The 13413-nt window shown below is 58.7% G+C and carries 12 protein-coding genes and 1 tRNA gene; 10 read left to right on the forward strand and 3 right to left on the reverse strand.

Annotated features, from left to right (window positions below; all coding sequences use genetic code 11):
• The first annotated feature begins 2 nt into the window (after positions 1-2).
• The 9 genes from nadD (at position 3) to DKK75_RS03105 (ending at position 7728) form a co-directional block, all read left to right on the forward strand.
• Positions 3-683, forward strand: a complete 681-nt coding sequence (gene nadD / locus DKK75_RS03065) for a nicotinate-nucleotide adenylyltransferase (protein ID WP_110451989.1) — start codon at positions 3-5, stop codon at positions 681-683.
• A gap of 103 nt (positions 684-786) precedes the next feature.
• Entirely contained in the window at positions 787-1803 is a 1017-nt protein-coding gene (locus DKK75_RS03070) for a ribose-phosphate diphosphokinase (RefSeq protein ID WP_110451990.1), read from the forward strand.
• Between the two features lie 81 nt (positions 1804-1884).
• A tRNA-Gln gene (locus tag DKK75_RS03075) sits at positions 1885-1955 on the forward strand.
• 67 nt (positions 1956-2022) lie between these two features.
• The gene (locus DKK75_RS03080; RefSeq protein ID WP_110451991.1) at positions 2023-2820 is read left to right on the forward strand and encodes an HAD-IIA family hydrolase; all 798 of its coding nucleotides are present in this window, start codon (positions 2023-2025) and stop codon (positions 2818-2820) included.
• A gap of 14 nt (positions 2821-2834) precedes the next feature.
• The gene (gene glmU, locus DKK75_RS03085; RefSeq protein WP_258333157.1) at positions 2835-4211 is read left to right on the forward strand and encodes a bifunctional UDP-N-acetylglucosamine diphosphorylase/glucosamine-1-phosphate N-acetyltransferase GlmU; all 1377 of its coding nucleotides are present in this window, start codon (positions 2835-2837) and stop codon (positions 4209-4211) included.
• 41 nt (positions 4212-4252) lie between these two features.
• Positions 4253-4732, forward strand: coding sequence for a ribosome silencing factor (rsfS, locus tag DKK75_RS03090; protein ID WP_110451993.1), 480 nt, complete (start codon positions 4253-4255; stop codon positions 4730-4732).
• Complete coding sequence (locus tag DKK75_RS03095; protein WP_181414436.1) at positions 4725-5465, forward strand: histidine phosphatase family protein; 741 nt, start codon at positions 4725-4727, stop codon at positions 5463-5465. Before rsfS ends, DKK75_RS03095 begins: the two co-directional genes overlap by 8 nt.
• A gap of 95 nt (positions 5466-5560) precedes the next feature.
• Complete coding sequence (locus DKK75_RS03100; protein WP_110451994.1) at positions 5561-6514, forward strand: hypothetical protein; 954 nt, start codon at positions 5561-5563, stop codon at positions 6512-6514.
• 128 nt (positions 6515-6642) lie between these two features.
• Entirely contained in the window at positions 6643-7728 is a 1086-nt protein-coding gene (locus DKK75_RS03105) for a glycerol dehydrogenase (RefSeq protein ID WP_110451995.1), read from the forward strand.
• An 86-nt stretch (positions 7729-7814) separates the two neighbouring features.
• Here the strand turns inward: DKK75_RS03105 and DKK75_RS03110 are convergent, their stop codons facing one another.
• From DKK75_RS03110 to DKK75_RS03120, 3 genes are all read right to left on the reverse strand, one after another.
• Positions 7815-8804: a PfkB family carbohydrate kinase gene (locus DKK75_RS03110; protein ID WP_110451996.1), complete on the reverse strand. Its 990-nt coding sequence runs from the start codon at positions 8802-8804 to the stop codon at positions 7815-7817.
• Positions 8797-10263: a purine-cytosine permease family protein gene (locus DKK75_RS03115; RefSeq protein ID WP_110451997.1), complete on the reverse strand. Its 1467-nt coding sequence runs from the start codon at positions 10261-10263 to the stop codon at positions 8797-8799. Before DKK75_RS03115 ends, DKK75_RS03110 begins: the two co-directional genes overlap by 8 nt.
• Positions 10264-10395: 132 nt before the next feature.
• Positions 10396-11406, reverse strand: coding sequence for an ADP-ribosylglycohydrolase family protein (locus tag DKK75_RS03120; RefSeq protein WP_110451998.1), 1011 nt, complete (start codon positions 11404-11406; stop codon positions 10396-10398).
• A 585-nt stretch (positions 11407-11991) separates the two neighbouring features.
• On the opposite strand from DKK75_RS03120, the gene DKK75_RS03125 reads away from it, so the two are divergent.
• Positions 11992-13413: an MFS transporter gene (locus tag DKK75_RS03125; protein ID WP_110451999.1), complete on the forward strand. Its 1422-nt coding sequence runs from the start codon at positions 11992-11994 to the stop codon at positions 13411-13413.

Below are 13413 nucleotides of genomic sequence, written 5' to 3' on the forward strand. Positions count from 1 at the left end.
GGATGATGTCTGAACTGTCCAAGGAGGGGGAATCCGGGCAGGATCCATCAGATATTGATGGTGTCTCTAGGCCTGCCCACCATAACCGGCGACCTCGGGTGGGAATCATGGGCGGCACCTTCGACCCAATTCATAACGGACACTTGGTCGCTGCCTCGGAGGTGGCCTGGGTCTATGACCTGGATGAGGTCGTCTTTGTGCCCACCGGCCGCCCGGCATTCAAGCTGAACAAAACAGTGACCAATGCTGAGGACCGCTATCTGATGACCGTGATCGCCACGGCCTCCAACCCCAAGTTCACGGTCTCCCGGGTGGATATCGAGCGCCCTGGCATCACCTACACAGTGGATACTCTGCGTGACATCAAGCGGATGCGTCCCGACAGCGACCTCTTCTTCATCACCGGGGCGGATGCTGTGGCCGAGATCATGCGCTGGAAGGATGCCAACACGATGTGGGATCTGGCCAAGTTCGTAGCCGTTTCCCGTCCCGGCTATTCATCAAGTCTACGTGATCTTCAGGTGCCCGCCCAACGAGTTGATACCCTGGAGATTCCGGCCCTGTCCATCTCGTCCACTGATGTGCGCCGTCGTTCGGCTCGAGGCATGCCCGTCTGGTATCTGGTCCCGGACGGGGTGGTGCAGTACATCAACAAACACGGACTCTACCGCTCGGCCTCCTGAGCTTCGCATACCATCGGACTCGCCAACACGGACTGCCCTGCTGTGTCAGCGCGCGCCATTATTATGGAGTTTGTCCGCTTCAGCGAAAACAACGTTTGGAGATATGGTGAGCGCGATACTCAAAGGCAGACCAGGAAAAAATCTCATACTTGTCACAGGCCGGACCCATCCCAGACTCGCGGCGGACGTGGCCGATCAACTCGGCATTGACGTCCTGGAGACGACAGCATACGACTTTGCCAACGGCGAGATGTATGTGCGTTATACGGAGTCGGTGCGTGGAGCCGATGTCTTCGTTTTGCAGACCCATTCCGACCCGGTCAACAAGTCCATCATGGAACAGTTGATCATGATCGATGCCCTCAAGAGGGCCTCTGCGCGCTCCATTACCGCAGTCTGTCCACTCCTGGGCTACTCCCGTCAGGACAAGAAGCACCTGGGCCGCGAGCCCATCTCCTGCCGACTCATGTTCGACTTGCTCAAGGCGGCCGGTGCGGATCGAATCATGTCGGTCGACCTGCACGCTGCCCAGTCCCAGGGCTTCTTCGATGGTCCTGTGGACCATTTGATCGCCATGCCTGTTCTGGTGGACTATGTGCGTGACAGGATGGATCTGTCCAAGGTGGCTGTAGTCTCTCCTGATGCAGGCCGCATCCGGGTGGCTGAGCAGTGGGCCCAGCGCCTAGGGGGCGTGCCCCTGGCCTTCATCCACAAGACTCGTGACATCACTCAGCCCAACAAGGCTGTGGCTCATCGCGTAGTGGGCGACGTACGCGGCCTGGATTGCGTGCTGGTGGACGACCTGATCGACACTGGCGGCACCATTGCCGAAGCCTGCAATGTGCTGGATGAGGCTGGCGCCAACTCCATCACCATCGTGGCCACCCATGGCGTCATGTCTGGACCCGCCGTGGAGCGGCTCAGGTCCTGCAAGGCCAAGGAGGTCATTCTGACTGACACGGTCCCGATTCCCCAGGATAAGCGCTGGGACGGCCTGACTGTGCTGTCCATCGCACCGTTGCTGGCCTCGGCCATCAAAGCAGTCTTCGAGGATGGTTCAGTGGCTCGGCTCTTCGATACCTACCCAGCCCATCACGGCCAGGGCTTCCTCTTCGCCTAAAGCCTTGCCTGCCCGGCATGGCGTGGCGTAATCGTCCGGCTGTGGCATAATAAACCTGGCGGGGCCTTAGAGCTCCGTCTTTCCCCCATGGTGTAAAGGCAGCACACGGGTCTTTGGAACCCTTAGTCTTGGTTCGAATCCAGGTGGGGGAGCTTACGCTCGCCGATTCCGGTCGGAGACGGCCTCCTTGGGGTCGGTGACCAACCGAAAGGAACTGTCTTGGCAGTCAAGAAGATCGAAACCTGGCTCACCGACATGGACGGCGTGCTGGTGCACGAGAACACGGCCCTGCCCGGTGCTGCCGAATTCATCGACACGCTCAAGCGCAATAACCGTCAGTATCTGGTGCTGACCAACAATCCCATTTATACCCCGCGTGATCTTTCGGCTCGCCTTGGGCGTTCAGGCATTGACGTGCCCGAGGACCGGATCTGGACATCCGCCCTTGCTACTGCTGACTTCGTGTCACGGACCATTCCGCGAGGGTCGGCCTATGTGATCGGCGAGGCGGGGCTGACCACAGCCCTGCATGAGGCTGGATTTATTCTCTCTGACATCAATCCCGACTATGTGATTCTGGGCGAGACCAGGACCTATTCTTTCGAGGCCATCACTACGGCCATCCGCCTGATTCTGGGCGGGGCCCGCTTCATCTGCACCAACCCGGATGCCACCGGTCCCAGCGAGAATGGCGTTCTGCCTGCGGCAGGCGCTGTGGCGGCTCTGGTAACCAAGGCCACTAATCGCGAACCCTACTTTGTGGGCAAGCCCAATCCGATCATGTTCCGTACGGCTCTGAACAGGGTGGGCGGCCACTCCGAGACCACGGCCATGATCGGTGACCGTATGGATACCGATGTGGTGGCTGGAGTCGAGGCTGGTCTGAACACCTTCCTGGTGCTGACCGGCATCACCACCCGTCCTGAGGTGGAGACCTTCCCCTTCCGGCCTGACCAGGTGGTGGATTCCATTCAGGATCTTATCGGCATTGCAGATAGCGGGGTGGTGGAGTTTTGAACGGCGGGCAGACGCTGACCGCTGGCATCATTCTGGCAGCAGGCGAGGGCACTCGTATGCGCTCTGCCCATCCTAAGGTTCTGCATACGCTGGCCGGCAAGACTTTCCTGCAGAGGGTCATGACTTCGGTGACTGCCTTGAATCCTGAGCTGACGGCCGTAGTAGTGCATCATCAGGCTGACCTGGTGGCACAGGCTGCAAGGTCCTATGATCCCCAGGTGCACATCGTGCGCCAGGACAGCAGACCAGGTACGGGACGTGCTGTCCAGTGCGCTGTAGACCAGCTGGATGGGGAGCTCAGGCACGACGGCCAGGTGCTGATCGTGGCCTCGGACATGCCCCTGCTGGACACGGATACGCTGCATAGTCTGCTTGACTACCATGTGAGCTCAGGTGACGGGGCCACGGTGCTGACGGTCAATTTGGAAGACCCCACCGGGTACGGCCGCATCATTCGTGACCAGGATGGACGGGTTCTGCGCATTGTCGAACAGCGTGACGCCACCGGCACTGAACTGGCCGTCAAGGAAGTCAACACCTCCGTTTATGTCTTCGAAGCGGACCTGCTACGACAAGCGGTTCGCGGTCTGGACGACAGCAATGCCCAGCGGGAGTTCTATCTGACCGACGCCCTGGAGATGGCCCGCCGTCTAGGCAGGGTCGGGGCCTATGCAGCTCCTGACCCGCTCAAGGTCGAAGGCGTCAACGATAGGATTCAGTTGGCTGAGTTGGCTAAGGCCCATAATCTTCGGGTCTGCCATGAGTTTATGCGCCAGGGGGTGACCATTCTGGACCCGTCCACCACCTGGATCGAGGACGATGTGGTTATCCAGCAGGATGCCGTCATTCTGCCTGGATGCTTCCTGCAGGGGCATACCGAGATAGCCTCGGACGCAGTCATCGGACCCTATGCCACCTTGATCGATGCCATCGTCGAGCCGCAGGCCAAGGTTGAGCGTTCCCGTGTGCAGGAGACCAGGATCGGAGCCCGTGCCAACATCGGCCCCTGGACCTATCTGAGGGCTGGCAACGTGCTTGCCGAGGACACCAAGGCCGGGGCCTTCGTGGAAATGAAGAAAGCCACCATCGACCACGGGACCAAGGTGCCCCATCTTTCCTACGTGGGGGATGCCCACATAGGCCATGACAGCAACGTGGGGGGCGGGTCCATCACGGCCAACTACGACGGTGTGCACAAGAACCGCACCGAGATAGGGTCTGAGGTGCACGTAGGTGCTGGGAACCTCTTCGTAGCCCCCGTTCAAGTGGGCGACGGGGTCACCACTGGGGCCGGATCAGTCATCCGTCATCCGGTCGAGGATGGGGCCATGGTCTACTCCACCAATGACCAGCATCAGGTTCCGGAGTGGAAGCCCGCCTGGGAGCGGTAACCATGACAGCATCTGCTTGACAACAAGGAAAGGCGTGACAAGTGCCAGCATTGCAGGAATCCATCGACGCGATTCGAGTGGCCGCCCGGGCCGCTAACGATGTCAAAGCCATGGACATCGTGGCTTTCGACGTCTCACAGCCTATCGCCATCACCGACATCTTCATGGTGGCAACCGGCAGCAACGAGCGTCAGGTCCTGGCCATTGCAGAGGAGGTGGAGAAACAGCTCCATCTGCAGAAGAATTTGGATCCTCGCTCGCGCGAGGGCGTACAGGAGGCCCAGTGGGTTCTATTGGACTACGGTGACTTCGTCATTCATATCATGCACAAGCAAGCCCGCGCCTACTATGATCTGGAGCGGCTCTGGAAGGACTGCCCCCAAGTGGACCTGCAGCTGGAGCACCCCTTCACTCTTGCTGATGATGACTCGGATGGCCAGTTGGCCTCCAAGGCAGATGATCTGAATGGGAACGATCTGCGCAGCCGTTTCACTGACCTTCAGGAAAAAAGCCATGACTGACTCGGCTATCGCCGCCGAGGGTGGACGGCATGTGCGCTCCATGACCGTGGTCCGGCATGGGCAGACCTCATACAATGCAGGGCACCGAATGCAGGGACAGATCGACATTCCGCTCAACAGCGTTGGTCGCTGGCAGGTGGAGAGGACCGGCGAGGAGCTGCGAGCGGAGTATGTGGATGGTGTTCCTGGCGACCGTCACCTGCTGGTGGTCTCCTCTGATCTGGGTCGTGCTGCAGCCACCGCTCATGCTTTTGCTGATCCCCTAGGGCAGCCGGTTCATCTTGATCCCGGGCTGCGCGAACGCAGCTTCGGCGAGTGGGAGGGAGCCAGCGCCGAAGAGGTTCGTCAACGCTGGCCCGAGGACTACGAGTCCTGGTCCCGAGGCGGCGGGGGAGAGCTCCTTCACGGTGCCGAGACCAAGGCTCAGGTGGGCAGACGCGGTTTGGAGACCCTGAGCCGTTGGATCCATCGTGCCGGTCCGGACACGGATCTTATGGTCTTCTCCCATGGGTCCTTCATAGCGCAGGCCCTCCAGGCTCTGCTGGGCATGGCCAGTGAATATCCCGAATACTTGGGCCTGGTCACCATGCGGAATGCCCACTGGGCCCGATTGATGCCGCGAGATCTGCCAGACGGCGGTCTGCGCTGGTCCATGATCGACTACAATCGTGGTCCGGCCATCGCCATGCGGGGAGACTGGGACGATCCGCGGGGGCTGGTCCAGACCGACTGAAGTTATTGTGGGGTCGGCCGACCATCACAGGATCGCCATGACGACCAGCTACCATAAGAACGCAGCCACCAGCCGTTGGATTAAAAGGGGTCGGAGTGAAGCAGTTCTTTCATGACATTTCCTGGGCGCAGATCGTTGCCGGCGCTCTTGCAGCCATGACCTCCTTCTGGCTGGCCGCCAAGATCGGCGTGGCGGGATCCATCATTGGCGTGGCCATTGGTTCCATTGTCTCTGCCGTGGCTTCGCAGATCTACAAGAATGTTTTGGAAGCCTCTGGCCAGAAGTTGCAGGAGTCCGTAACAGGCAGTGCCGACCAGGACGATGACGGCTCCGAAACTGACTCGGATGCCGATTCAGCCGACGATGGACAGACCACTGCCATGCCGGCTCAGGGGAGGCGTCATTCGGACAATTCCAGCGATGTTGCCGACGGATCGACCCGTGTCATAGCTCCAGTAGATGGATCTACACAGGTCATGCCTCCTGTCGATGGCCCGACCAAGGTCATGCATGGCACTGACAAGGAATCCGCTGCCAAGACGGGCAGGACCATCTCATCCAGCAATGGTCCCCGAACCCATGCAGCTCCCATTGCAGCAACCAGCAGGAAGAAGCTGGATCGGCGCCGCCGCAACGTCATCATCGTCTCGGTGGTCAGCGCTCTGGTGGCCGTGCTGCTGTCTGCACTGGTCATCAATGCTCTGACCAAAGGTGAAGGCACCGACAAGGTCGTTCGGAACGTGGTCAGTCCATCGACCAGCCAGGTAACTCCCAGCCAGGAGGAAGAGACCCCTTCCAAGCCCGGGTGGCGCACCGAGGAGCCAGAAGACCAGGCGACCCCGAGTGCCCCTCAGAATCAGCCTTCAGGAACGAATCAGAATCAGGGGAACGATCAAGGATCCGGGCAGGGGCAGCAGCAGGGACGAAATCCCACGAGCACGCCTTCGCCGTCTGCCGACGCGACAGGCTCCACGCCCAGCCCCTCAAGCACGGCTTCCACGCCACAGTCGTCGCCGACGAGCACGACCAACCCCTCGCCTCATAACTGATTGGCTGCTCGGCGCGGCGCACCCATCCCACCATGTAATGTGACTAGGGTCACTTTCAGGCGGGCCAAGAGGCTCGTTCCCAGGCACCTGGTCCCGAAGGCGGGATCAGCAATGAGAAAGGTGTGTATATGCGCAAGGTTCTGTGCTCTCCCGGCTCCTATGTTCAGCAGGAGGGCGCCATGGGAAAGCTGGCCGGTGAATACGCGGCTCTGGGCACCAAGGGCGCCCATCTGATCGTCGACCCGGTCATCGACGGGCTCTACCACGACGACATCGTCGTCTCCTTTGAGCGCGATGGGATCCCCTATGAACTGATGAAATTCGGCGGCGAGTGCTCTATGGAGGAGATCGACCGTCATCGAGCCCATTTGGCGGACAGCGACGCTGTGATCGGCATCGGCGGCGGCAAGACCTTGGATGCCGCCAAGGCCGTGGCCTACTTCGCCCACTTGCCTGTCATGATTGTGCCCACGGCAGCCTCGTCGGATGCCCCCTGCTCAAGGCTTTCAGTGCTCTACACTCCCGAGGGTGTCTTTGACCGTTATCTGCCTTTACCTGCCAATCCCAACGTGGTTCTTATGGATACCGATGTCATCGCTAAGGCTCCGGTGCGCTTCCTGGTATCAGGACTGGGCGATGCCTTCGCGACCTACTATGAGGCAGCCGCTTGCGTGCAGTCGAACGCTGTGACCATGACCGGGGGCCACGCCACCATGGCCGCCTTCGCCCTGGCCCGTCTCTGCCGCGATACCCTGCTGGAGGATGGGGTCAAGGCCGTGGCCGCGGCACAGGCCGGTGTGCGCACAGCCGCCCTGGAGAAGATCATCGAGGCGAACACCCTGCTGAGCGGTCTGGGCTTCGAGAGCTCCGGACTGGCTGCGGCCCATGCAATCCATGACGGTATGACCGCCCTGAAGGGCACGCATTCCATGCTGCATGGCGAAAAGGTGGCCTTCGGCACTCTGGTCCAGCTGGTTCTTGAGGACCGCTCTCTGGAGGAGACCCGTATGGTCTACGATTTCTTCCGCAGCGTGGGTCTGCCTACCTCCCTGGAGCAGATCGGCATTGGACAGGCCAGCGATGCGGATCTGCTCAAGGTCGGGGAGCATGCGTGCGGTCCTGACGAGACCATGGGCAACATGCCCTTCGAAGTGACCCCCACTGATGTGGCACACGCCCTGCGCGCAGCCGATCAGCTGGGTAAGCAGCTCTGATCTTTTTCTCTGATATATCCTCTTTGGCGGGCAAGCGGTCGTCGGCATGAAGTCGGCGGCCGCTTGTATTTTTCTGGTTGCACTGGTTACCCTTGCAGTGAGGCAGCAGCCTTTCGTATGGCTTCCTCACTTGGGCATGTGGCTGGGCCTTGCTGCGTAGTGGAAAGCGCTCCTGCGCAGTTGGCCAGTATCAGCGCCTCCTGCATGGGCAGGCCTTGGAAGATGCCCGCGCACAGGGCGCCCGAGTGGGCATCGCCTGCACCGTTGGTGTCTATGGCATGGATCTGTGGGGTGGGAATATGCATGCTCTGCATTGCATCCTTGGGTTGGCAGTACCATGCACCACGGGCTCCGGCCCGGAGAACCACCGGACTGTCCAGTTTCAGCGAAAGGGAGCGGCAGGTGGATTCCAGCTCGGCCTCATCACGAACGTGGGACCGGCACCTCAGACGTTCCGCCAGCATTGGTCCCTCACGTTCATTCAGCGACCAGATCGGATGCATGCTGTTGACAGCTTTAAGCACATCCAGTTCAATATCAGCTACCATAGGTCCCGCATCGAAGAGCACGGGGAATCCTTCATTTTGGTGTCTTTCGGCGAAACCGAGCAGACTACGGGTATTGTCCCTGTGACAGAACGAATACCCACTCAGATAGATGACATCACCGGAAACCAGATTCATGCTTTCGTAGGTTCCCTCCGGTATGCGGGTCTCTGCTCCCCTTGCTGAAACAAAAGTGCGTTCACCCGAAGGCTCGATCATGGCGACCGAATATCCGGTATCACAATCATCCAGAACAGGTCCCTCAGCGGGAACCTGCAAGGCGGCAAGGGTTCGGCGGGCCATGTCTGCCATTGGACCTGTGCCAATCGCCCCCATATAGGCTATAGGCGCTCCCATCTGCCTGGCTGCGTAGATTACGTTGTATCCACCGCCGACCTTTATGGCGCTTCGCCTGGCGAAAATATCGCCTCCGCGTTCCGGGAGGTGGTCGATGTCCATGCTCAGGTCAACAACCACCTGACCCAGATGGAGGATCCTTGCTTCTCTGGTGGTCAGATTGTATTCAGTCATTGCCGTTGCTTCTCACAGCCGCAGAATCCTTGGAGAGAAGGTGCAAAATGGCGTAGAGGATTCCTCCTAGGAGCAGGGAGATCAGCCAAGCCAGGCCGTTCCTGCCCAGGAAGCTGCCGGCCAGCGGTCCTGAGAACCAGACCTCGTTCTTGGAGACCTGGGCCGTCACGAACAAAAAGCCGACGACTATCCCCACCAGCCAGCTGATGATGGCTGGGAGGTTGACTCCGTGCCAGTACCAGTAGGGGGAATCGGCTTGAAGGTTCAGAAGGCCGTCCGAATCGTAGCGCTTGCGGAAGATCATATCTGACAGGAAGATGCCTGCCCAGGTGCTCAACGGCACTGCCAAAAGGGAGATAAAAGTGACAAAGGGGCCGTAGAATCCGTCGGAACCCAGCGTAAAGTACAGGGCTCCGCAGGTGGTCACCACCACATCGACGACAACCGCATAGACGCGAGGAATTCTGATTCCCAGGGTGATGGTGGTCAGACCAGCCGAATACACGGAGAGGTTGTTTGACATAAGCAATCCTGCAAATGCGGCAATCAGGTAGGGGATCGAAACCCAAGCAGGCAGAGCGCTTCGAACCGCAGCGACCGGATCGGCGGCGGAGGCAATGGTGGAGTTGCCTGCTGTCAGGACCGAGCCCAGACCGATAACGACCACCAGGGGGATGCCTGCACCGGCCGCTGCAGTCAGGATCAGAGAGCTGGATTTCACTGAGGTCTTCTGGTAACGGGCCATGTCTGCACCGGAGTTGACCCAGCCGATGCCTGTCCCCGCGGCTATGGTGCCTACACCGATAAGGAAGGCGCTGGCTGATCCGGGGGCATTGCCGATGAAGGAAGACCAGTCGACGGTCGAGGCCAGATAGATGGCGACCAAGAGGGTAAGAGCTCCGAATATCCAGGTGGCCCACTTCTGCACAGTGAGAATGAAGGCGTGACCGGCGGCGGAGACTACCACGGTCAAAGCTACGAAGACGGCAATGCAGACGAAGGTCAGGACAGGGGAGCGCTTGGCATCAGCTGAAGTGCCGAAGATGATGGCGATGAGGGAAAGCAGCGCAAAAGCGCCGGTCATCGTATTCACCGTCTCCCATCCCAGTCTGGACAGCAGGGCTACCAGGGTGGGGCCTGCATTGCCTCTGACGCCGAAAATGGCCCGAGACAGGGTCAGCGTCGGAGCCCCTCCTCTTCTGCCGGCTATGGAGATTATCCCGACAAGTGCGAAGGATCCAAAGGCTCCGATGGTTGTGGCGAGCACGGCTTGCCAGAGGTTGAGGCCTTGGGCAATCAGGGTTGCTCCCAGAGGGATCCCCAGGATCGAAATATTGGCAGCGAACCAGACCCAGAAAAGCTGACCGGGCGATCCGTTCCGCTGGTCCTCAGGCACGGGTTCAATGCCCCTTTGCTCAACCCTGGAGAGGATGGTGCCCTCTTTTCGTGCAGTTGACATGGATTGTCTCCTTTGACTCAAGATGTACTGGTGAACTGTCCGGTCGACCCGGTGGAGTGTTCTAGGTATGCCCCATGGTCTTCTGGGTTGACTGAATTTTACACTGTTGTATTTCTGACGGATTCAGCCGTATCAGTTTGCGTTTTGCTCCCTTAGGGCAATCAGACTACGGGCGGTTTTCTGCAGGTCGAGGTGAGATATCGAAGCCACTTGGGAGCAAAGTGCACGGTCAAAGGCTTCTGGACCGGTGCACGCGCCGGTCATTGCTCCGGTCATTGCAGCGATGGTGTCCGTATCGCCGCCAAGGTTGACTGCGGTCAACAGAGCCGATTGAGGATCGTCGGCGAACCTCCAGGCCAGGGCAAAGGCGGCCGCCACAGACTCATTGGACTCGACAGAGGTGCCGCAGTCTTCAATGAGGTGGTGCTCGAAGTCGTCCTCATCGCTGAATTCCTCGGACAACCGCATTGCCTGGCGGGCACGAGCGGGAACCGATGCCTTGGGAGTCCAAGCCCCAGGCGCTGCCATAGCGGGCACTAGGCGCAGGGACTCGCTCAGAGCCTGGCGAACGGTCATTCCCTCAAGTCCAAGACTGACTGTCGTAGCGATGAGCGCGGCGCTTTGGAATCCTGCAGTCGTATCATGCGTGACTCGGCAGGACTCGTAGATACGACTGGCCAGTCGTCTGATGTCTTCGGGACTGTTGGCTATCCCTACCGGGGTGACTCGCATGGCGGCACCATTGGTGGTGCCGGTTCTTCCTGTAGTCGTGATATCTGCGCCACGGCGAACTTGTTCCAAAGCCAGCTTGGTGGAGGGCCCCAGCAAATCGAGCGATCCGCGCGACTTCATGTCGTCCTCCCAGGCGAGAAGGCGCTTGGCGAACTGTTCTGAATCGATGCGTCCTCTGCCCTTGATGATCAGATCCGCTACGATCAGCGTCTGCTCGGTGTCATCAGTCACAGAGCCCGCAGGCATGCCAGGTGCGATGGGCTGATCCGCAATAGCATCACGAAGGGTATCGACCCTGCCATAGGTCTCATGTATGGCTGCTGGACTCATGCTCTGCGTGGGCATGCCCAGCGCATCCCCCAAGGAAAGCCCAGTCAGTGCGCCAAGGGCGCCTTCCTCAATCGTGCTCATTGCTGTGCAAGCCTTCCTATAAAGATCTTGGCAGTGTTTTAGTTCAGGATTATCTTACTCTGAATGAAAATTATCGATGCAATAAGTCCAGTCAGCATGATAAGCACAATTCGCCATGAAGTATAAGGTCCATATCGGTCTTTTGCCATGTAGTGCATCTGTAGTGATCACAGAAGCATTGAGCAGGTACCCTCATTGGGTAAAACGAACCAGGATGGTTGCTTGGGCATGCGTTGCCTCCGAATACTGGAAGCTTGCTTTCGTTGGAACTCATCGATCACTCTGACTGCTGCTTTTGCTGCGTTCGGCCAGGGCTATGGATATGGGCTTGCTATGACTGATTAAGCAGTCATTAGGCAGGGTGTGATCAGTGATCGGAAGTCCGCCTTATGCGCCTATGAACCGCATTCTGTTTGTTTGCATGTATATAAGACAGCAAAGATCTGAATTTGACAAGAAAAACTACGCGCGTAGAATTCTGTCATATAAGTAATTGGAATGCGAAATATGTCGCTTTCCTATCTACGCGGGTAGAACTACGGTATACGCAGTTATTTCGTAGCAATCCTTTGCAAGGAGGCATAAATGGGAGCGAACCGGACCAAGAGAGAAGAACCCGAACCTGTGAATCAGCGATCCAGGTCAGATTCCGAAGCGGCTGATCAACAGGAGCAGGCAGCTGATGTCAACTTCCGCACCAAGGAGGGCAGGAAGAGCTTCTGGACCAATATCGTGGCTGTATGGTTGGGCACAACCATGGAATATGTTGACTTTGCCTTGTACGGTCTGGCTTCAGGGCTGGTCTTTGGAGATATCTTCTTTCCTGGGCAAACGCCGGTCATCGCTCTGCTTTCCTCATTCGCGACTTATGCGGTCGGCTTTCTAGCCAGGCCTGTCGGAGCCTTTGTTCTGGGCAAGATAGGCGATAAGCGCGGACGTAAGTTCATCATGGTCTTCACGGTCATGCTGATGGGTCTGTCGACTACAGCCCTGGGACTTTTGCCTACGTACCAAATGGTGGGCATTCTTTCGCCCATTCTCTTGATACTTTGTCGCGTATGCCAGGGATTCGGCGCTGGGGCCGAACTGTCAGGCGGAGCAGTGATGCTCGCCGAGTATTCCCCTGTCAACCATCGCGGCCTGGTTTCCTCATTGATTGGGATCGGATCCAATTCGGGCACTCTGCTGGCTTCTGCCGTCTGGCTCCTGGTTCTGCTTTTGCCACACGACAGCCTGATCACCTGGGGGTGGAGGATTCCCTTCCTGGTCTCGATCCTGATTGCGCTTTTCGCTGTCTACCTGCGTCGCTCCATGCAGGAGACGCCGGCATTTCGTTCCTACCAGGCCAATAGGAAGAAGGAAGAGGCTATCCTGGCTGCCGCAGGCAAGCAGGAGAAGAAGTCCGAGGGTGGCTGGAAGGCCTTCTTCGTCATGCTTGGTCTGCGTATAGGAGAGAACGGCCCCTCGTATCTTTCACAGAGCTTCTTTATCGGATATGTGGTCACACTAGGCGTGAACAAGTCAGTGCCGACCACAGCCGTGCTGATTGCCTCTTTGCTGGGCTTCCTGATCATCCCCTTCTCCGGATGGCTTTCAGACCGGTTCGGCCGCAGGATTGTCTATCGCGTCTTCTGCCTGCTTCTGGTCCTTTACGCCTTCCCGGCCTTTGCCCTCCTGCAGTCGAAGAACACCATTGTTGTCAGCCTGGTGATCATCGTCGGCATGGGTGTGGCTTCGCTGGGCATCTTTGGGGTCCAAGCAGCCTATGGAGTTGAGCTCTTCGGCATTCAGCACAGGTATTCCCGGATGGCAGTCGCCAAGGAACTTGGTTCCATCCTCTCCGGCGGCACAGCTCCGATGGTCGCCTCAGCGCTGCTCGCGGCCTTCAGCTCCTGGGTGCCCTTGGCTGTCTACTACTGCCTGATGGCGGCGATCGGTCTGATAACGACATTCTTCGCTCCCGAGACCCGTGGAAGAGACCTGACCTTGGTTGACGATGCAATCTGA

Source organism: Bifidobacterium asteroides (assembly GCF_003202695.1).
GTDB classification, from domain to species: Bacteria; Actinomycetota; Actinomycetes; order Actinomycetales; family Bifidobacteriaceae; genus Bombiscardovia; species Bombiscardovia asteroides_G.